Annotated in this window: 20 protein-coding genes and 1 pseudogene; 16 read left to right on the top strand and 5 right to left on the bottom strand. The window is 31.5% G+C overall.

The features are described from left to right. Positions 1–19 precede the first annotated feature (19 nt). The 12 genes from RCG18_RS04075 to RCG18_RS04020 all read left to right on the top strand — a co-directional run bounded on the left by RCG18_RS04075 (position 20) and on the right by RCG18_RS04020 (position 10,314). Positions 20–1,078 (top strand): baseplate J/gp47 family protein, encoded by a 1,059-nt coding sequence (locus RCG18_RS04075; RefSeq protein WP_308040155.1) that lies wholly within the window; start codon positions 20–22, stop codon positions 1,076–1,078. Further along, positions 1,079–1,690, top strand: coding sequence for a YmfQ family protein (locus RCG18_RS04070; RefSeq protein ID WP_308040154.1), 612 nt, complete (start codon positions 1,079–1,081; stop codon positions 1,688–1,690). A 151-nt stretch (positions 1,691–1,841) separates the two neighbouring features. Further along, positions 1,842–3,137, top strand: coding sequence for a hypothetical protein (locus tag RCG18_RS04065; RefSeq protein WP_308040153.1), 1,296 nt, complete (start codon positions 1,842–1,844; stop codon positions 3,135–3,137). 13 nt (positions 3,138–3,150) lie between these two features. Beyond that, positions 3,151–3,381 (top strand): hypothetical protein, encoded by a 231-nt coding sequence (locus RCG18_RS04060; protein ID WP_308040152.1) that lies wholly within the window; start codon positions 3,151–3,153, stop codon positions 3,379–3,381. Next, positions 3,381–3,518 carry a hypothetical protein gene (locus tag RCG18_RS04055; RefSeq protein ID WP_308040151.1) on the top strand — a complete coding sequence of 46 codons (138 nt, stop codon included), beginning with the start codon at positions 3,381–3,383 and terminating at the stop codon, positions 3,516–3,518. Before RCG18_RS04060 ends, RCG18_RS04055 begins: the two co-directional genes overlap by 1 nt. A 554-nt stretch (positions 3,519–4,072) precedes the next feature. Continuing rightward, positions 4,073–4,288, top strand: coding sequence for a BhlA/UviB family holin-like peptide (locus RCG18_RS04050; RefSeq protein ID WP_308040150.1), 216 nt, complete (start codon positions 4,073–4,075; stop codon positions 4,286–4,288). Positions 4,289–4,339: 51 nt separating this feature from the next. After that, a complete protein-coding gene (locus RCG18_RS04045) occupies positions 4,340–5,260 on the top strand; it encodes an N-acetylmuramoyl-L-alanine amidase (protein WP_308040149.1) in 921 nt (306 codons plus the stop codon). Positions 5,261–5,474: 214 nt separating this feature from the next. Beyond that, entirely contained in the window at positions 5,475–5,852 is a 378-nt protein-coding gene (locus RCG18_RS04040) for a hypothetical protein (protein WP_308040148.1), read from the top strand. A gap of 126 nt (positions 5,853–5,978) precedes the next feature. Continuing rightward, the gene (locus RCG18_RS04035) at positions 5,979–7,217 is read left to right on the top strand and encodes a pitrilysin family protein (protein WP_308040147.1); all 1,239 of its coding nucleotides are present in this window, start codon (positions 5,979–5,981) and stop codon (positions 7,215–7,217) included. Positions 7,218–7,246: 29 nt separating this feature from the next. Then, positions 7,247–8,104, top strand: a complete 858-nt coding sequence (gene recX, locus RCG18_RS04030; protein WP_308040146.1) for a recombination regulator RecX — start codon at positions 7,247–7,249, stop codon at positions 8,102–8,104. 78 nt (positions 8,105–8,182) lie between these two features. Continuing rightward, positions 8,183–9,364, top strand: a complete 1,182-nt coding sequence (locus RCG18_RS04025; RefSeq protein ID WP_308040145.1) for a transglutaminase-like domain-containing protein — start codon at positions 8,183–8,185, stop codon at positions 9,362–9,364. Positions 9,365–9,444: 80 nt separating this feature from the next. Further along, positions 9,445–10,314 (top strand): polysaccharide deacetylase family protein, encoded by an 870-nt coding sequence (locus RCG18_RS04020; RefSeq protein WP_308040144.1) that lies wholly within the window; start codon positions 9,445–9,447, stop codon positions 10,312–10,314. A gap of 37 nt (positions 10,315–10,351) precedes the next feature. Here RCG18_RS04020 and RCG18_RS04015 read toward each other — a convergent pair whose 3' ends face one another. The 3 genes from RCG18_RS04015 to RCG18_RS04005 form a co-directional block, all read right to left on the bottom strand. Next, positions 10,352–10,714: a tetratricopeptide repeat protein gene (locus tag RCG18_RS04015; RefSeq protein ID WP_308040143.1), complete on the bottom strand. Its 363-nt coding sequence runs from the start codon at positions 10,712–10,714 to the stop codon at positions 10,352–10,354. Positions 10,715–10,835: 121 nt separating this feature from the next. Continuing rightward, positions 10,836–11,636, bottom strand: coding sequence for an ABC transporter permease (locus tag RCG18_RS04010; protein ID WP_308040142.1), 801 nt, complete (start codon positions 11,634–11,636; stop codon positions 10,836–10,838). Further along, positions 11,636–12,394 carry an ABC transporter ATP-binding protein gene (locus RCG18_RS04005; protein WP_308040140.1) on the bottom strand — a complete coding sequence of 253 codons (759 nt, stop codon included), beginning with the start codon at positions 12,392–12,394 and terminating at the stop codon, positions 11,636–11,638. Before RCG18_RS04005 ends, RCG18_RS04010 begins: the two co-directional genes overlap by 1 nt. A gap of 440 nt (positions 12,395–12,834) precedes the next feature. Between RCG18_RS04005 and RCG18_RS04000 the strand changes: the two genes are divergently transcribed. The 3 genes from RCG18_RS04000 (at position 12,835) to RCG18_RS03990 (ending at position 18,669) form a co-directional block, all read left to right on the top strand. Beyond that, positions 12,835–17,124: an acyl-CoA dehydratase activase-related protein gene (locus tag RCG18_RS04000; RefSeq protein ID WP_308040138.1), complete on the top strand. Its 4,290-nt coding sequence runs from the start codon at positions 12,835–12,837 to the stop codon at positions 17,122–17,124. A 162-nt stretch (positions 17,125–17,286) separates the two neighbouring features. Further along, entirely contained in the window at positions 17,287–17,853 is a 567-nt protein-coding gene (locus RCG18_RS03995) for a TetR/AcrR family transcriptional regulator (protein ID WP_308040137.1), read from the top strand. Between the two features lie 24 nt (positions 17,854–17,877). Beyond that, positions 17,878–18,669, top strand: a complete 792-nt coding sequence (locus RCG18_RS03990) for a sulfite exporter TauE/SafE family protein (protein ID WP_308040136.1) — start codon at positions 17,878–17,880, stop codon at positions 18,667–18,669. A gap of 81 nt (positions 18,670–18,750) precedes the next feature. Here the strand turns inward: RCG18_RS03990 and RCG18_RS03985 are convergent. Both RCG18_RS03985 and RCG18_RS03980 read right to left on the bottom strand, forming a co-directional pair. Beyond that, positions 18,751–19,592, bottom strand: a pseudogene (locus tag RCG18_RS03985) (ABC transporter substrate-binding protein); the annotation flags it as partial. Further along, positions 19,546–21,216 carry a recombinase family protein gene (locus RCG18_RS03980; protein WP_308040135.1) on the bottom strand — a complete coding sequence of 557 codons (1,671 nt, stop codon included), beginning with the start codon at positions 21,214–21,216 and terminating at the stop codon, positions 19,546–19,548. The pseudogene RCG18_RS03985 and the gene RCG18_RS03980, both read right to left, overlap by 47 nt. Before the next feature lie 133 nt (positions 21,217–21,349). Between RCG18_RS03980 and RCG18_RS03975 the strand changes: the two genes are divergently transcribed. Continuing rightward, entirely contained in the window at positions 21,350–21,532 is a 183-nt protein-coding gene (locus RCG18_RS03975) for a hypothetical protein (RefSeq protein ID WP_308040134.1), read from the top strand. The last annotated feature ends 37 nt before the right edge of the window (positions 21,533–21,569 follow it).

The following is a 21,569-nucleotide window of genomic DNA, read 5'->3' as shown; positions in this document are numbered from 1 at the left end:
CTGCATAGGAGGCGATAATTTGTATAGTGAAAATAACTTGGCTAATGATATATTGAAAAGAATGAAAGATGGTATACCTTCTGATGTAGATAAATCAGAAGGTTCTTTTATTTATGATGCTTTATCTCCAGTAAGCAAAGAATTAGAAAAATCGTATATATCAAATGATGATATATTAAGAAGAACAGATCCCTATATAGCTGCAGGAGAGGATCTTGAAAAAATAACAAATCCTTATGGAATTACTAGGAAGCCTGGTAAAAAAGCTTTAACTCAAATTTTAGTAAAAGCTGTTGTAGGCACAACTTTGAAATCGGGCTCAATACTTCAAACTAAATCCGGTCTAGTATATAAGGTTATGCAAGATATTATAGTAACAAACGAATCAACTATTGTGAGTGTAGAAGCTAGTGAAGTCGGAAGTAAGTACAATGTTCCTGCTAATATTATTACTGAGATTCCAGTGCAAATAAGTGGGATTATATCTGTTACAAATCCTAGTCCGATAACAAATGGTTATGATATTGAAGAGGATGAAAGCCTAAGGAAAAGGTATTTTGAAAGACTGCAAACTCCAACAACTTCAGGTAATAAATATCATTATAGAAATTGGGCTAAAGAGGTTACTGGTGTTGGAGATGCTAAAGTATTTCCGCTTTGGAATGGCAATGGAACTGTAAAGGTAATTATAATTAACTCAAATAAAAGAGCTGCAGATAGTAATCTTGTAGATATCGCTAAAAATCATATAGAAGAAAATAGACCCATAGGTTCTGATATTACAGTAGTTTCAGCAAAAGAAAAATCAATAAATATATCAGCTAATTTAGTAATAGATACTAAATTATATAATTTAAATCAAGTTCAAGCTTCTATTGAAAATAACCTAATAAAATATTCTAAAGAAATATCTTTTATAAGCAACTATATTTCATATGCAAGTATAGGCAATTTAATATTTAATACTGATGGAGTTATAGATTACAGCAATCTTCTTGTTAATGGAGGTATTTTAAATGTAATAATTGAGGATGAAGAAATACCTGTGTTTGGCACTGTTAGTTTGGGGGTGCAATAAATGTATGGTGATACTATCTATGGGAGCACACAATATGCTGATGATAACCCAATATTACAGCAGCTACAACCTTTTACACCTAATTTAATGAAATACTTACCAACATACTATGAAAATTCTGAACTAATGAAAAGTGTTCAAAGTACTATATCAAAAGAAGTTGGTAAACTAAATTATTCTAAAAAGGATTTATTAGATCAATTTTATATTGACACTGCAACTTGGGGACTAAGCTGCATATGGGAAAAACCTCTAGGTATTCAGATTGATTTAAATAAATCCTATGAAGAAAGAAGAGAGATTATAAAGGCAAAGTTAAGAGGAGCTGGAACTGTAACTAAAAATATGATTAAAAATGTTGCTGAAGCTTTTTCAGGAGGAGAAGTTGAGGTATTAGAAAACTTTTTAGACTATAGTTTTATAATACAGTTTATTGGTATAAAGGGTATTCCAAAGAATATGGTAGGATTAATAGAAATAATAGAAACTATTAAGCCAGCGCATTTGGGATACTCTTTTAAATATACTTATACTTGGTGGAATAAATTAATAGAACTCACTTGGAGTCAGTCCAAAATGAAAACATGGAATGACTTAAAAATTTATGGATAGAGGTGATAAATATGAAGATAACAGCAAATTTAGGATTAAAAAAGCCAGAAGGAACCGATGTAGTAAATATTGATGATCTTAATTATAATGCTGATGTTATTGATACAGAGCTGCAAAAAGAGCTTTAAAAACAGACATACCAACAGTTGCTGTGCAAAGTGTTAACGGTAAAACAGGGACGGTATCACTTATAGCAACTGATGTTGGAGCAGCAACTTCAGCACAAGGTATCAAGGCTGATACAGCCTTACAAAGCTCACAACTAGGGCAGGCAGGGGGGCCAGCTAAACAGAATGATTTTATGTCGCATTTGGCTGATAGTCTGTATCAAACAGCAGGAGGAACAGCAACAGCCATAACACTAACAATTGGTGGCACATTGATAAATGGTTATCCAATAACATTTATAGCTAGTGCAAATAACAATAGTAGTGCTACAACAATAAATACAAAGCCTTTATATAAGCCTGGAACTACTACTGCACCAAATCTAATATCAGGAAAGGCTTATACAGTTTGGTACAACCAAGCAAGTAATTGTTTTTTTATCAAAGCTAGTGCAGAAGGTGATGCAGGTGTCGGAGATGTACTAGCAGGTAAAAAATTTAGTAATGATACCGACACAGGATTAGTAGGTACAATGCCTAATAAATCAAGTGTAACAATATCGTCAACAGCAGATAGTCAATTACAATATGGTGGCATTATTACTGACCAAGGTGACCCTGGTTTTAGAGTAATATTTCCTATAAAGAATTTACCTACTGGATATTATGATGCAAATACTCAAATAAATGTATCATTATGGGGCGTTGCTCCTCAATTTGTTCAAGCAGGTGCTAAAATTGGAAGATGGGATAGTCCTTTAGTTGGTACTTATACCTCAGATGCAACAGCTACAGCACCACAAATTCTTAGTAGTTATACTGCTTATGCAAATGGTTCTAAAGTTACTGGAACAATGCCTAATAATGGTGCATATATAATACCAATGTCTTATACATATGGTAATATATCAATTCCTGCTGGTTATCATAACGGTGCTGGTTATATTCAAGGATTTTCTTTTTCTATAGGGTCAGCTAGTGCATTAGCGATTCCTGTTTGGAATGGTAATACATTTGGATATACTTACGTTAAAAAAATAGCAGAGTGTGTTTTGAATTTTTCTGGAAGTGTAAGGGTTATTTATACAGAATCAAAAAATTATTATGGTGCTGGGGCTGTGTCACAAGTTTATGTGAATGATGTGGCTAGAGGTGTTAGTCACCCTAATGCTTCTACTAACACTATGACTTATACTGACGATATTACAATAAATGCTGGTGATAGAATACAAATATATGGCGCTTCTGGTTCAAATTCTGGCGGTATGTCAATATCAAATATTAAAATTTTATGTGATAAAATTCCAGGTGTTACAATTGGTTATTCAAACACACTTTAATGAGGTGATATAGATGGAAAAAAAAGTTCAATATAATACATTAGAGGAACGTGAAAATCTTATTAATGAAAATAAACCATTAATATTAGTTGAGGAGCAGAATCTTTTTGAGGGAAATTTCTTAATATTTTCAGATGTTCCAAGAGTAATTCCCACACAAATTATTTATACAGAAGTTCCTAAAGAATCATTTGATTTAATGCAAAAGACAATTGATGATTTAATTTTAGGAGGTGCTTTATAATGGCTGAATATATGGGACAGAGAATAATAGATGAAGTTTATACTTATAATTATGTAATAAGTAAAAGACCAGATTTAAAAGTTAATATAGACGCATATTTAACAGAGAAAGGTAGACAAGACCTAATTATACAATAGAAAAATTATACGACACAAGAACCAGATTAACTAGGTTCTTTTTATTTTGCCTCACATATACCCATCAGTTACTATCTCATATTATAAAATACAAGGAGATGGTAACTATGGAAGAAACCCATTTAGAAAAGAAAAGCGCTGATGACGAAATAGTTGAAGAGCATAAACAGAGTTCTTGGCATCAGATGGAGTTTTAACTCCACCTGATGCTTAGAAATCGTTATCCAGGGACGTAGCTGCTCTTTACTCCCGCTTGGAGAAAAGCAGATATCCCAAATCTGTGATTTGGTGATAGTCGCTTTCACAGAGTGCGCCGGGAGTATTAGAGCGGGTAGTCATCGGATAAAAGTATTAGACATTTTACGGAAGTTGTTATTACTCCAGAGCATGCTAAAAGAGCAGAGTCAAAGGAATTTATAGATAACCAAAAAGACTTAAAGAAGATGGACATTACAAAAAATATGTAAAGAAGGGCTACAACCTGTACCATAGAATAACTAAAAGCTAGTGCAGAATGAAGAGTTCTGCACTTTATTATTTAATGGAGGTGCAACTTGGAAGATAAAGTATTAGATTTAGCTATGCAGCAAGGAATATGGGCGGTACTTTTTATAACACTGCTTTTCTTTGTATTAAATGAGAATTCCAAAAGAGAATCAAAATATCAGGAGATAATATCTCAGCTAACAGATAAATTTCAATGTATAGAAGAAGGCTTAAACTGTATTAAAGAAGATGTGAAAGAAGTTAAAGATAAAATATTTAAATAACTATTATCAATTTTAATTTACCAACATAACCTAAATAGGAGGTAGATTATTATGAGTAAATTTGCGTTAGATCCTGGGCATGGATGTTATCCAGACACAGGAGCAGAAGGGTATTTAAATGAACAGGACTGTGCATTAGATATAGCAAATAGAGTTATAGGAAAACTTCAAATATTAGGCCATCAGGCTTGGAATGTAAGACCTACAAGTGCTTGGAGTGTTCCAAATTCGCTGCAGCAAAGATGTGATAATGCAGCGAATGCAAACTATTTAGTTTCTATACACCTAAATGCAGGTGGTGGAAAAGGCAGTGAGGTATTTGCAATGAGTACTGCAGGAAACACTTTAGCTTCTAGTGTATTAAAAAGCTTAGTAGCATTGGGATTTGTAAATCGTGGAGTCAAAGATGGCAGTGGTTTATACGTAATAAAGCACAGTAAACCTGTAGCAATTCTCATAGAAGTATGTTTTGTAGATACTCAAGGTGATGCGGACCTATACAATAAGTTAGGTTCTGAAGTTATAGCCTCGGCAATAGTTCAAGGGCTTACTGGACAAACAGTGAAGCCGGATAATAGCAATTTTTACTTTATAAAATCTGTACAGCATGATTTGCAAAGAGTTAGCTGTCTAGAAAGTGGAGAGATTAATGCTACAGGTCAACTAGATACTAAAACTAAGGCTGCAATAAGACAGTTTAGAAATATAGTAGGGTTACCAGATGGTGATAATATAGATTCTCAGCTTACAGATGCACTAAATGCTATAACTAAAATGCCCACAATAGGAAAGGGTTGGTCGGATAATCCTATAGCAACTAAATTTATTCAGTGGTGGGTTGGAGCATCTAAGACTGGAGTGTTTGATGATACAACGGTTCAAAAGATTAAGGCATGGCAAAAAGCTATTAAAGTATACTCAGATCCAGATGGAGTTGTTAGAATAGAAAGCTGGAATAAGATTTTAAAATAATATATAAGGCATCTTCAAAAAAATAACTAGTCAATCTGCTAGTCTATTTTGTGTCATACTGCGTTGACAGAACCCTTAGATAGGGTTGGCTATCTGCGGAACCTTTCTCCTTGTCTGACACAAAATATCCGTCGCATCTTTGACTTGTTATTTTCTTTCAGATGCCTAACTAAAAGTTTTTATCTATAAAAATTAATCTTGGAGGATGAAGTTTATGGAAAATCAAGTGATGAGTATTTTTGTACAGGCAGTTCTATCAATTTTGGGAGTATTGGTTTCATATCTGGCTACTGTTGCTGTTTCGTATTTGACTAAGAAAAAAGAAGCTCTTATAAATCAAATGGGTGCTGATCAGTATAATGCAACCTATAACATTGCAAAAGGTATATTTTTCGCTGTTGAGCAACAATTTAAACTAACACCAAATTCCGGACAACAAAAAGCTGATATGTTTAATAAGCTGCTTTTAAGCAAAGTTCCAGGACTTACTCAAGATGAAATAGATCACTTTAGAGAGGCTGTTGTTGGAGAAATAAATTTACAGCTAAATAAAACGGGATTACTAGATCCTGCGCCATCACCTAAGCAATAAATAATAGGTATTAGCCCCGGAGAAATCCGGGGAGTTTTTTTATTTATAGGTTTTAATCTTTTTATTTCTGTCAACATAAATTATAATATAATGTATTATAACTATGGTTTTAAGGAGATTAATTTTATGTTTGATGCTAAACAAAAAGTCTTACCTAATGGAATAAGATTGATTAGTATAAAGAAAGATACGCAAGTTACTTCAATACATGCAGGTATAAAAATAGGAGCAATTTTTGAAAATCCAGGGGAAAAGGGAATATCACATTTTATTGAACATATGCTGTTTAAAGGCACTAAAACTAAAACAAATGAGCAGTTAAACTTAGATTTAGAGACCTTAGGTGGAGAATACAATGCCTATACTGACAATGATTGTACAGTATACAGTGTTACAGCACTACGTGAAGAGTTAGAGAAATCACTAGAATTGTTATCAGACATGCTTAGAAATTCAACATTTCCAGAAGAAGAGATTGGTAAAGAGAGAGATGTAATACTAGCAGAGGTTAGGACAAGTAAAGATGATGTAGAAGACTATAGTTTTAAAAAGATAAATGAGATGGCATTTATAAAAAGCCCTCTAAGATATGAAACTATAGGCGATGAAAAAACTATTAATAAGATAAACAGAGAAAAATTAGTAAACTTTTATGACAAATATTATGTTCCTAATAATTGTTTTATTTCTATAGTATCATCCTTTGAACATGAGTATGTATATAATTTAGTTTGGACGTATTTTAAAGAGTGGATGTGGAAAGAATTTAAAAGACAGGAAGTTATTGTTGAAAATAATATACCTGGGTTAAAGGTTTCTTATAAAAAAGATATAGAACAAAGCACAATATTATATCTATTCACTTTTTATGATATAACAAAAGAAGAGGAGCTTGCTCTTAGAATTTTAAATCATAAATTTGGAGAAAGTGCTAACTCTATATTATTCAGGAAGCTTAGAGAGGAAAAAGGCCTTGCCTACGATGTTTATACAGATTTGGATTTGACTACTAATGTAAAAACCTTATATATATATACTGCTGTTAGTGATGAGAGTGTGGATGAAACTATAAACACGATAGATAATTGCATAGAAGAAATTAAAAATGAAAATATTGTTTTTGATGACAGTACCATAGGACTGATGAAAAAAGTTCTAAAGACAGCTGTAGCATTTACTTTAGAAGATTCTACAGACATAGGAAATTATGTATTACATCAAGCTATTGACGAAGATGATATATTCAAATTTGTTGGTGATATGAAAAACTTGGAGAACATAAGGAAAGAAGATATATACAATGTAGCAAGAGTTGTCTTTGAAAATCCTACTATACACATATTGAAATGTGAAGATGGTAGGTAATCTTGATATGCTTAATTGGAGAGTTTAAAATGAGTAAAGATAAATATGTTATTACAAAGATTGAAGTGCAGAAAAGAAATAAAGATAGAGTTAATATATATGTAAATGATGAATTTGCTTTCGCATGTAGTGCAGAACTTGTATATACTCATAATCTTTCAAAGGATAAGATTATAGAGAAAGATACTTTAGAGGAAATAGCAAATGAAGATAATTATATAAAATGTAAGAGCACCTCCCTAAAAATGATCGAAAAATCGTATAAAACAGAGAGGCAGATTACTGATAAATTAATTGAAAAAGGTTACGATGAGAAAGTTGTGAAAAGAACTAAAGAGTTTCTCAAACAGTATGATTTTATAAATGATAATAAGTATGCACAAATGTACATAAAAGATAAAATGAACTCTCAAGGTAGAAATAAAATAAAATACGCATTAATTAATAAAGGAATAAGTGAAGAAATAATAAATGAAAAGCTATGTTATATAGATAAAGAATCTGAGGAAAGCTCCGCTTTAAAATTGGCGGAAAAAAAATATAATTTATTAATTAAAAGTGAACAGGATATCAGAAATATTCATAAAAAATTAAGAGAATACCTAATTAGAAAGGGCTATAATTTAGATATAGTACAAGGTGTTTTAAATCAAGTAGTAAAACAGGATATAGATGATATATATGAAAAAGAAGCTGAAGATAAGGTGAATGAGGATATAGATAAATTATATGAACTGGCAGAGAAAAGATATAAAATATTAATAAAATCTGAAAGTGATGTTAGAAAACTTTATAAGAAGTTAGGAGACTATCTTTTGAGAAGAGGATATTCTTGGAATGACATAAAAGCAGCATTAAATAATATTATAAAAGACTCTTATATTTAACAAGGCCTCTTAGATTAAAACGTAAAAGTATTTTGTTAAGTATAGAAATTATCAACTGATTAAGAGGTGATTATTATAATGAATAAGAATATTAATCCTGTAACACTTGTATTAGTTTTAGTATTTTTATATCCTCTTTTAAAAGGTTTCTTATTTAAATTTTCCTCAAGTAACTTGAAGGCTGGAATAGATGAAATAAATAGAAATATTTCTTTTATTATTTCTTTAGTATTAGGAATTTATTATGGCAAAAAAATATTTTTACAGCACGAAGCTGGTGTTTATAAACAGATATATAAAATTATACCCGATAGTGTAGTTCAGTATATAGAAAGCAATAGTTTTATAGTATATGCGGTTGTAATACCAATACTTATATTCATAGTATATAGAATTATTAAATTGATTTTTGACCTTATAAGCTACGTAACCCTTTATCCCGTACTAGATGGGCTAGAAAAGTTTTTGAGCTCAAAGAGCAGCTTTTTTAAGAGAATAGCAGGAATGCTTGCTCAGTTTCCTAAGGCTGTATGTTACGTACTCATAGTAACTTTTGTATTAAATATAATGTCTATATTTGGTGCTAGTGAAAAACTTAATGAGCACCTGGAAGCATCTAAACCATACAATACTATATGCAAAGAAATAGTTATCCCTATTACAGACTCTCAAATAGCTAAAAAGTTACCAGGTATAATAAATAATTCTTTTAGGATTGTAATAAAAGAACCTGAGTCTAAAGAAACCACGCCAGGAAAAAGTGTTAGCAAAGGCAGGACTATAGTCTATTACAATGGAGTTACATTAGATCAGGGTGTAAAGTCTGATGCAGAAATAGATAAGACAGCGAGAGAAATTACTGCTAAGGAATCTGATACAAAGGGAAAAGCTAAGATAATATATAATTGGATAGGAAGTAACATAAGTTATGATCATGATAAAGCGAATAAAGTATTAAACAACAACTTTAATGTGGAGTCAGGGGCTATACCTACCTTTAACACAGGTAAAGGGATTTGCTTTGACTATTCCTGTTTGTATGTTGCGATGGCTAGGGCTAATCATATTAAAGTAAGATTAATAACTGGTGAAGGGTTTAATGGTGTCAGCTGGGTAAGCCATGCATGGAACCAAGTGTATATACCTGAAGAAGGAAAATGGATTAACGTTGATACAACCTTTTATAAAGGAGGAAATTACTTTAATAGCAAAAGATTTGACTTGGATCATAGAGGATCTCAAATAGCTGGAGAGTGGTAAAAATGTTACTAAATTGTAATATGATTTTTCACCAAAAAGCAGTATAATGTTGTTGACGAGATTATAGGAGATGGTGAATTATGGAGAAATATGAAGAAAGAATTAAGAAAAATAGAAGAAGAAAAAAAAGAAATGCCATCATTACTGCATTTTCTTTATTAGTACTCTTTTCTTTTGGATTCTTTGTTGGCGGTAAAATATCTCATAAGAAGAGTAATGTTGTTGTAAGTGCTGCAAATGACAGCTCCAAGCAACAAGAAAAGAAACCTTCCGACGAAGCTATGAATAAGAGAGAAAGTGCGGTAAATAGTGATAATAAAAAAAGCAGCAATAGTAGTGGAGACTTTGACCCATATAAACCAGATGGTAAAAAAGTTGCATATTTAACTTTTGATGATGGTCCATCAACAAATAATACACCAAAGATATTGGACATACTAAAAAAATATAATATAAAAGCAACCTTTTTTGTTATTGGACAAAATGCTGAGCAAAATAGCGAGTTAGTAAAAAGAGAGATAGCAGAAGGACATGTAGTTGGAAATCATACCTATTCTCACAACATGAAACACATATATTCAAACCCAAGTGTTTTTATTAGTGATTTAGATAAAGGGGACAAGGTTTTAAAATCTGTAATAGGTAATGATTATAATTTAAAGCTTGCAAGATTTCCAGGAGGCTCTTTTGGGACAAAATTAGCACCTTTTAGAGAAGCAGCAAAAAAGGCTGGTTATCATTATATAGACTGGAATGACTTAACCGGCGATGCTGAGCGTCCCAATGTTCCTGTAAGTGGTTTGCTTGATGAGTTGAAAAAATACACTACCCAAGACCATGTAGTAATTTTAATGCATGATGCTCCTGCTAAGGTTACTACAGTGGAGGCTCTTCCACAGGTAATAGAATATTTACAATCTAAGGGATATAATTTTGATACTCTGAAATAAAAACACAGCTTGAAGATTAGATACTTCAAGCTGTATTTTATTTTGATTTTTTTGATAGGTGATTTTTAATTATTATATTTATTGCTTTTTCACAGTCAGTATCATCATTATTTAGGCTCCATGCTGTATTAAAATATACTAAAGCCTTTTTATTATTCTTTAGCATGGTATAACAATATCCAAGGTTAAAAAAGTACTTGCTTTCTTGTTTTAAACTAATAGCAGATTTTAATAGAGGAATAGCTTTATCATATTCTTTAAGTTTTATAAAGCATACAGCAGAATTATAAAGTGAAGATGCTTCATTTTCTTTAAGTTTAATGGCCTTTTCGTACATATCTAGCGCTTTTTTATAATCTTTAGCATTATAATATTCATTAGCCTTGTGAAAGTAGCTCATTTTGATCCTCCTTAGGTTTACCAAAACATTTTTTCGTTCTGTTGTTGTAATAAATTTATATCGAATTTTTCGGAAAAATATTCCATTAAAAATCATAACCACATTTTATTTTTTTATGCAGTTACGAGAGCCACATTCTTAGCTTTTTCTCTAAAAGCTCCACCGCTTCATACATTAAATACGCGAGTATCGCTAATATTATAATGCTGAGCATAACTGTATCCAATTGCGCTATTTGACCACCGAATATTATTAAAAAGCCTAATCCATCCTTAGCTACTAGAAATTCGCCCATTATAACTCCTACCCAGGAAAGTCCTACATTTATTTTTAATGCTGAAACCAATGTAGGGATTGAGGATGGTATTATCAAGTAAATTAATATCTGAAGCTTAGAAGCTCCAAAAGTTTTAAGAAGCTTTATTTTATCTATATCAACCTCATTAAAGCCATTTAGTACAGTTATTATAGTAACCACTATTGATATAAGAAGAGCTACTAAAATTATTGCAGGAGTACCGTTTCCAACCCAAAATATTATGATTGGTGCAAGAGCTACTTTTGGAAGGGCATTAAGCACAACAATATACGGATCCATTACTTTTGAAATGAAGTCAGACCACCATAATATTACAGCGATTAGAGTACCAAGGAGTGTTCCAAGGACAAATCCTAATATAGTCTCATAGCAAGTAACCCAAATATGTTTAAATAAGCTTCCTTCCATATATAATTTAACAAGACTTTTCCACATTCTTGATGGAGTACTTGTCAAAAATGGATCTATCCATTTTAAATCTCCTGCAATTTCCCATAATAAAAATATTGCTACTAAAATCGATATTCTAGTAATTACAATATTTCTTTTTCTTCTTTTAACATTTTTTATATATAATTCATGTTCTCTAATTTCATCAATCATTAAGAGTTTAACTCCTTCCATACATTGTTGAAGTGAAGTCTGAACTTAGAGTCTTCCCTGCATTTTAATGGCGAATCATGAGGGATTGAAAAATCAATATCAAATATTTTGCTTATCTTTGCAGGGCGATTTGTTAAAACAATTATTCTATTAGACATTGATATGGCTTCAGAAATATCATGTGTGACCATAATTGCCGTTTTACCTTCTTTTTTAATTATCTTATAAATTTCATCACTTATATTAAGTCTAGTTTGGTAATCTAAAGCTGAGAAGGGCTCATCCAAAAGTAAAACTTCAGGATTAAGGGCAAGAGTTCTAATCAAGGCAACTTTTTGCCGCATACCACCGGAAAGCTCTGAGGGATGATGGAATCTAAAATCCCATAATCCATAGTCATTTAGCAGGGAGTTAATCTTTTCTTTATACAAATTTACAGGCTTATGTTGTATTTTTAATCCAAGAAGTATATTGTCCCATACTGTTAACCAATCAAATAAGTGGTCTCTTTGAAACATATACCCCATTTTAGTTGATATAGAACTTGAAACTTCACCATCAACATATATTTCTCCATTAGATGGCTTCAAAAGTCCTGCAATTATATTAAGTAAGGTTGATTTTCCACAACCTGAAGGCCCCACTATACTAAGAAATTCACCATCTGATACTGTAAAGGTTATATCATTTATAGCCTTGGTTAATCCTTTTAGCGAATGATAGTTCATATAAATGTTATTAACAGATACTTTATCCAAGAGATCATCTCCTATAAAAGTTTTGACATATTTCATTATATGAACGGCTATAACATAATGTTAAAATAGAAATTTTAACATTATGTTATATTTGAACAATTAGTAAACAGATAGAGACAAATATATGTTATAATGTTACTATAGAAAAGTATTATTATGGGATTTCATACGCTTATATCTCATTTATGTAAATTTAACAAAATTATATAATAACCGTATATTGCCGATATGGTTATTTTTTTTCTTATAAACTATATATTTAGTATTAAGGAATTATATAAATTGCTTATGAAAAAGCATATGAAAATTGGAGTTTTACATTGTTATAATAAAAATATGTATTAAAATGTACATACGTTATTTTATCCCTAGGATAATTTAAAAGAAAAATATGTAATTCCCATAAACTTATTAATTTGTAAAAAAAGGTGATATGATTTATGAGAAACTTATTCCATATTGGTCTTGATGTAGGATCAACTACAGTAAAAGTTGTCATTTGTGATAATAAGGACAGTATAGTATATAGTAGATATCAAAGACATTTTTCAGATATAAAAAGTACTATAATTGATGTTATAAAAGAAGCTTACGATTATTTCAAAGAAGCAAATATTACAATAATGGTGACAGGATCCGGTGGATTATCTGTGTCTGAATGGTTGAATATATCATTCATACAAGAAGTAATAGCATGTACTAATACCATAAAAAGATTTATTCCATCTACAGATGTAGCTATAGAGCTAGGTGGAGAAGATGCTAAAATAACTTTTTTTGATGATGGAATAGATCAAAGAATGAATGGTACATGTGCTGGCGGAACTGGAGCTTTTATTGATCAAATGGCATCATTACTCCAAACAGATGCAGAAGGATTAAATGAGCTTGCAAAGAGGTACAAGGTCATTCATCCGATAGCAGCAAGATGTGGAGTATTTGCTAAAACTGACATTCAGCCTCTTTTAAATGAAGGAGCTGCAAAGGAAGACGTAGCTGCGTCTATATTCCAATCCGTAGTGAATCAAACAATAAGTGGACTTGCTTGTGGTAAATCAATAAAGGGAAATGTAGCATTTTTAGGAGGACCTTTATACTTCTTATCTGAGCTTAGGAATAGATTCATTGAAACTTTACAATTAACAGAAAAACAGATTATATTTCCTAAGAATTCTCAGTTGTTTGTAGCTATTGGAGCTGCGTTAACCTCTAAAAAAGAGAATATAATGTCTTTTGAATCATTGATTGAAAAATTGCCTAAAATTGCAGAGTTTACAAGTGATGCAGTACAGACATTGAGGCCTCTTTTTAAAGATGAACATGAACTACAAAGCTTTAGAGAAAGACACCAAAAATATGTAGTTCAAAAAAGAAGTTTGGAAGACTTTGAGGGAAACTGTTATTTAGGAATAGATGCAGGTTCTACTACTACTAAGGCAGCTCTTATTGATGATGATGGTAACTTACTTTATTCTTTTTATGGAAGTAATGAAGGAAGCCCGCTTAAGTCTGCAGTGAGAATATTAAAAGATTTATATAGCAAATTGCCTCCAAAAGCTAGCATAGTAAATTCTGCAGTTACTGGTTATGGAGAAGGGCTTATAAAAGCTGCTCTTTTAGTGGATATAGGAGAAGTTGAAACTGTAGCTCACTACAAGGCAGCAGAATTTTTCCAGCCGGGAGTAGATTTTATTCTAGATATTGGTGGACAGGATATGAAATGTCTAAAAATAAAGAATGGAGTAATTGATAGTATAATGCTTAATGAGGCTTGCTCCTCTGGATGTGGTTCATTTATAGAAACTTTTGCTCATTCTTTAAATATGGATGTAAAAGATTTTGCTAAGGCAGCAACCTATTCAAAAAAACCTGTGGACTTGGGTTCAAGGTGTACCGTTTTTATGAACTCAAAAGTTAAACAGGCCCAAAAAGAAGGAGCTTCTGTAGGTGATATATCGGCAGGGCTTTCTTATTCAGTAATAAAAAATGCTCTTTTTAAGGTTATAAAGATAAGAAATCCTAAGGAGCTCGGAAAGAAGATAATTGTACAGGGTGGAACCTTCTATAATGATTCTATTCTTAGGGCCTTTGAACTTATATCCGAAAGAGAAGTTGTAAGACCGGATATAGCAGGTATTATGGGGGCCTTTGGAGCTGGTTTAATAGCTAGAGAAAGATATAAAAAAGATAAAAAAAGTAGCTTATTAGGATCTGATAAACTAGATAGTTTTTCAACGGATATAACCATGAAAAGGTGTGGAAAATGCAGCAATAACTGTCTCTTAACTATAAATAAATTTTTTGATGGCAGAGAATTTATTTCAGGAAATAGATGTGAGAGAGGTGCCGGTTTAGAAAATAAGACTAATGAAATACCAAATATATTTGATTATAAATATAGAAAAGTATTTCAGTATAAGCCACTAAAGAAAGAAGAAGCTAAAAGAGGTTCTATTGGTATTCCAAGAGTGCTAAATATATATGAAAATTACCCATTTTGGTTTACCTTCTTTACTAAGTTAGGATTTAGAGTTGAACTGTCTCCTAGATCATCCAAGGAGATATATGAACTTGGAATAGAAACAATACCTTCTGAATCAGCTTGTTACCCTGCAAAAATAGTTCATGGACATATAATCAGTCTTGTTAACAGAGGTGTAAATTTTATTTTTTATCCTTGCATTCCATATGAACAGAAGGAACAAGTTCAGGCAGACAATAACTATAACTGCCCTATGGTTACATCATATCCAGAAGTTATTAAGAATAACATGGATATTTTAAGAGATAAAGATATTAAATTTATGAACCCGTTTTTGCCTATAGATAATGAGAATAGACTAGTAAAAAGATTATTTGATGAATTAAAAGATTTCAATATAAGTAGAGATGAGATTAAACAAGCCGTTGCAGAAGCCTATAAGGAAGACCATAAGGTTAAGAAAGATATAAGAAATAAAGGCGAAGAAGTATTGCAATATCTAAAGGAAACTGGCAAAAAAGGTATAGTATTAGCGGGAAGACCTTATCATTTAGACCCAGAAATTAACCATGGAATCCCGAATATAATTACTTCTTACGGAATGGCTGTTTTAACAGAGGATTCTATAGCACATTTAGGAGAAGTTGAGAGACCTCTAAAAGTTGTAGATCAATGGGTTTACCATTCAAGATTATATGCTGCAGCAAGCTTTGTCGCTACTCAAGAAAACTTAGAACTTATACAACTAAACTCTTTTGGCTGCGGCTTAGATGCAGTAACCACAGATCAGGTGCAAGATATATTAAGTTCTTATAAAAAGATATATACTGTTTTAAAGATAGATGAGGGAAGTAATTTAGGAGCGGTTAAAATCAGAATAAGATCATTAAAGGCTGCTTTAGAAGAAAGAGATAGCATAGGCTTCAAGCCAGAGAAGGTGCTGCAGAACTCAGACAGAATTGTTTTTGGCAAGGAAATGAGAAAAACGCACACAATTTTGAGTCCACAAATGTCTCCGATACACTTTCAATTCGTTCAAGAAGCTTTTAAAGCATCTGGATATAATCTAGAGGTTTTACCTTCTGTAGATAAGAAGGCGGTAGATGAAGGGCTAAAATATGTAAATAACGATGCATGTTACCCTTCTATAATAGTAGTTGGACAGCTAATTGAAGCGCTTAAATCAGGAAAATATGACCTAAATAATACATCCGTACTAATAACCCAAACAGGAGGGGGATGTAGAGCAACAAACTATATAGGCTTTTTAAGAAAAGCTCTTAAGGAAGCTGGAATGTCAAATATTCCGGTAATATCGTTGAATGCTATAGGTATGGAGAAAAATCCTGGATTTAAAATAACTGCAGGTCTTCTAAATAAAGCTATGATTGGGTTATTATATGGTGACTTATTCATGAGGGTACTTTATAAAGTAAGACCTTATGAGAAAATTCCTGGATCAGCTAATATTTTATATGAAAAATGGATTGAGAAGTGTAAGTGTAATGTTATAAATGGAAATCTTAAAGAATTTAAAGAAAATGTATATGCTATAGTAGAGGATTTTGATACTTTAGAGATAAATAATATTAGAAAGCCTAAGATTGGAATAGTAGGAGAGATACTTGTAAAATTTCATCCTACAGCAAATAATAATATTGTAGATATTATTGAAAAAGAAGGTGCTGAGGCAGTAATGCCGGATTTAGTAGACTTCTTCCTGTATTGTGCATACGATGCGAAGTTTAAATATGAATATCTTTCAGGAAATAGAGGAAACAAAATTATACGTAATGCTTTTATAAAGGCTATTGAGTATTATAGAAAACCTATGAAGGCTGCTTTAGCTAATAGCAAAAGATTTAGTCCTCCTATAGAAATTGAAAAATTAGCAGAAGGTGCTTCACCAATAGTATCATTAGGTAATCAAACTGGCGAAGGTTGGTTCTTAACTGCAGAAATGGTAGAACTTATAGAGAGTGGAACAAAGAATATTATATGTATGCAGCCTTTTGCATGTTTGCCTAATCATGTTACAGGTAAGGGAATGATAAAGGAATTAAAAAGAAGATATCCTGGTGCAAACATAGCAGCTATAGATTATGATCCTGGTGCAAGTGAGGTTAACCAATTAAACAGGATAAAGCTCATGCTTTCAGTAGCCTTTAAAGCTATGGAAAATGAAGTGTTGAGAAACCAAACTGAAACTAAAGATCAAATAGCAGCTGAAGATGGAACTAAAAAATAAGAATGCATTAAGCATTCTTATTTTTTTTATAGTTTTTTTACCAAAGCTGTTATTTATAATTCTATCAAATTTGGCATTTAAATTTATTTACAAATAGCAAATAAGAGTATAAAATAGGATTATGTTTAAATGAATCATGATTCATAAAAAAGAGGTGATGTTATGCCAAAGATAATAAAAGATGTTGAGAAGACTATTAGAAATTGTGCTTTAGAATTGTTTGTTGAGCTTAGCTATACTAATGTTGATATGAAAATGATATCTAAAAAATCCGGTGTAGCTGTTGGAACTCTATATAATTACTATGAAAATAAGAAACAACTTTATGTAAGCATACTTAAAGAAAGTTGGCAAAATACATTTAATAAACTTGATTCTATAAGTGATATTACTATTTCTTCAGAAGAAAAACTTAGAAAATTTATAAGCACACTTTATGAAGACATTGAAGAAAGAAATGGTTTAGGAAAAGCTCTGATAAATACTTCAGTAGCTGAGCTGAAAGATGATAAAGAGATTAATGATTTAAAAAATAGCTTAATTTTAAGAGTAGAAAATTTTTTAAGCCATCTTGATAAGGTTGAAACTCTTAGCAAATATTCTAAAATTGATACTAGATTAGCAGAATCCTTATTAGTATCTACATTAGTAATGTTAGAATTTCATCCAAATGATAAAGGAGATAACATCAATTTTTTAGTTAATTTCATAGGTTTATCTATTAAATAGAAATAGCAAGGGAGATATATTTTTATGAATTTAGTATTGTATTTATTAGCAATAGTTATAGGTATTATCACAGGTGGCATAACAAGTCTTATAGGGGCTAGTGGGGTTATGATTATAGTTCCTATTTTAACTATGCTCTTTAAGGTTAGTGTTCATACCGCAATAGGTACGAGTCTTTTTGTGGATGTTATAGCTTCTTTAACTGTATCTTATTCTTACTACAAGAATGGTAATATAGAGCTTAAATCAGGTATTTGGATAGCTTTAACTTCTATTATTGGAGCTCAATTAGGTGCATCATTTGCAAGTAAAATGGGAGAAGGCAACTTGTCTTCAAGTTTTGGAATTGTATTAGTTATTGCAGGTTTATCAATGGTCCGTAGGAGTTATAAAGAGAAAAAGGATTCATCAGATACTTTAAGCAAATTGGTTAACTTTAAAAAAGAGTGGCAAAAAATATTAGCAGCTTTAGTTATAGGATTAGGTATAGGAATATTAAGTGGAATATTTGGAGCTGGCGGCGGAGTTATGATACTTTTAGCTTTAATAGTATTAATGTCATTTCCACTTCATAAGGCTATAGGTACTTCTACTCTTATAATGGCTATAACAGCTCTTTCCTCTACGGTTGGTTATGGGATTAGAGGTAATATAGACTTTGTATTAGGTAGTTTAGTATCTGTAGGAGCAGTACTTGGTGGAGTTATAGGTTCTCGTTATGCAAATAAAGTTAATGAAAAGACATTGCAAAAGGTTGTGGGAATATGCTTTATGGCTATGGGTATAATTATGACTACAATAGAAATAATCAAATAAACTAGCTATTTTCAATATAGAAAATAATTTTTGTGATAAGTGTAAAAGGTTGTTAACAAAATAAGGGTGCATTGTGCACCCTTATTTTATTTCCTTAATAGCTTTTTCGCCAAAAGTATTATTTACAATTTTATCAAATGGTGGTCTCTGAGGTATTAGATCAGCTTTGTAAGATTGAATTATATCCATAAGTCTACTGAAATTTTCTTCTTTAAGTGTTGGATTAGAAGCAAAAGCATTAATGCCTCTATAGTTTTTTACTACAGATACTAGTATTTCCTCATCAGTTCCAGGGAAAAAGGATTTTATAGATTTTGCTACTTCTTCATCACTATGTTTTTGAACCCAAAGCTGGCCTTTATAAATTGCACGAGTAAATTTTTCTATTGTTTGAGGATTTTTATCCATATATGATTTTGTTGAAAAATAGCATGTATATGGAATTTCTCCAGCCTCTTTTCCTACTGAAGCTACAACATACCCAGAGTTTACTTTTTTTAGCATACTTGCATTTGGCTCAAATATTGTTGCATAATCTCCAGTACCGCCCTTAAATGCGCCAGTAACAGCAGCGAAAGCAATATTGGTTATAACATTTAAATCTTTTCCTGGCTGTAGACCATGTTTTTTAAGTACATATTCAAAAGTCATTTCAGGAACTCCTCCTGGCCTTCCACCAATAACAGTTTTTCCCTTTAAGGATTCCCACTTAAAATTACTATCCTCATGTCTTCCAACTAAAAAAGAACCATCTGTCTGAGTTAACTGCGCAAACAATACAGGATAATCATCCCTTTTTGATTGTAGATATATATAACTTGCTCAGGTCCGCAAAATCCTATATCAGCACTTTTGCTTAATACCTGTTGCATAGTTTTATCTGGAAACATTTTCAAAGGACAAGTTATCCTTAGAGCTTTTTCTAACACCGCCAATAGGAACATCAGAATTAGAGTTGAATAAGTTAACTTGTAGAGTTCTATTTTTACTGTCCCACACAATAGTATTTACAATTTCTAAAAGATACTGACGCTTTTTATCTTTACTTTCAATGCAGTCAAAAAGTTCTTTAAAGTTCTCTATTTTGCTGGTTATTTCATTAATATAATTTAAATCGGAATCTATTTTTAAGGTAAGATTCTTTAAGGCAAGTAGATCCTTTTTTAAAGAAAGGTTTTGAGAATTTAAATTATTAATTTCCTTTTGAAACTCTGAAACTATGAAAGAATCATCATCTAAAAGAGCTAGTTTTCTTATTAACCTTTGAATAAGTTTTTTATTGTTTTCTATTTGGGCTTGTAGTTTTAGTTCTTCCTTTTTGATTAAACTGTCTTTACTTTTTTGTTTAGAAACTATCTTATCATAATATTTTATAAGCTGTTCTACAGTAAGTCCCTTTATATTTTTTAAAACTAAATCTTCAGCTACATCTGCATTTAACATGGTAGAACTACATCTATTAGAGGCTCTGTTCTTTAAGGTACATCTATAATATCTTTCGTATTTACCGCTTTTAGGATTATTTCTGCTCCAAGAACTCATGCCACTTCCACACTCACTGCAGATTAAGAGTCCAGATAAAAGAAATTTGTTACCAGTAGCACTTCTAGGAGAAGTCTTTTTATTATTTAAAGCATTGATATTTTGACACCTCAACCATAGGTCACTAGGAATAATACCCTTATGTTTTCCAACAGCTATAATCCATTCATTAATAGGGTTTGTTTTCTTTCCTTTTTCTCTTTTGTTATAAGTGATAACACCATTCTTACTATCAAAATCACCACAAACTACTGCACCAAGATTTTTAAAATGCTCATAAATTTTCTTATCGGCATAGGTGTATACGGGATTTTTTATAATTTGCTCCACAGTACCTTGTGAAAACTCTCCACCGTTTTTGCCTTTATAATGATGACTGCAAAGATAGGTGGCAACAGAAGGAAACCCTTTTTTCTCTAAATACAAATTAAAAATTAGCTTAACAAGTTCAATTTCTTCTGGTACTAAAGTTAATTTGTACATTCTTTTATTCTTACCATTTACATCTCTATAATTGATAGCTTCAGACTTAAAACCAAGTGGAGCGGTACCACCTAGCCAACGACCGCTTTTGGCAAGTTCAAGCATGTTATCTCTAACCCTTTCAGCAATAGTTTCACGTTCAAGCTGTGCAAAAACAGAAGCAATATAAACCATAGCACGACCTATAGGAGTTGAAGTATCGAAATGTTCCTTGATGGAAACAAAAGCTATATTATATTCTTGGAGAGTTTCTAATGTAGAAGAAAAGTCAGCTACATTACGAGAAATTCTATCCAACCTATAGCAAATAAGCATAGAAAACTTCTTAGCTTTAGCATCCTTTATCATTTGCTTAAACTTAGGACGATTAGTATTACCACCACTAAATCCCTCATCCCTATAGTATAAAAAATCTGTAATTCCTGCTTTATCGCCAATCTCCTTGCATAATCGTATTTGGTTTTCTATAGATTCTCCTTTGTCAGTTTCAATAGATTTTCTAGCATATATTGCAGCAATCATAGAGCCTACCTCCATATCAAGTTAAAGTTCTATATTAAAGTTTATGTTCTTGTAAAATTTAAAAGAAGATTTTTGAAAGAAATTAATAGAGCTGAATATTATAGTTATAACAGTGATTTTAATGGAGATTTTTATGAGAGAGAAAAAAGATGTTTTAGTTAAGGTTAATTGTCCAGATAAAGAAGAGAATTTAAGAGAATTAGAAAATAGAAAGATTAGGATTATGTTTGAGGTGCTAAAAGAGAAGTATGGAGATGTGACTTTAGAAGAGTATATAAGTAGTATCAAAGGAAACCATAGGAAAAAGTCAAAGTAACGGTTTTTTATTTTTAAAATTTAAGAAGAAGTAGATA

It is taken from the genome of Clostridium sp. OS1-26 (assembly GCF_030915445.1).
Lineage (GTDB): Bacteria > Bacillota > Clostridia > Clostridiales > Clostridiaceae > Clostridium_AM.
This window is presented reverse-complemented; position numbering and strand designations above follow the sequence as displayed.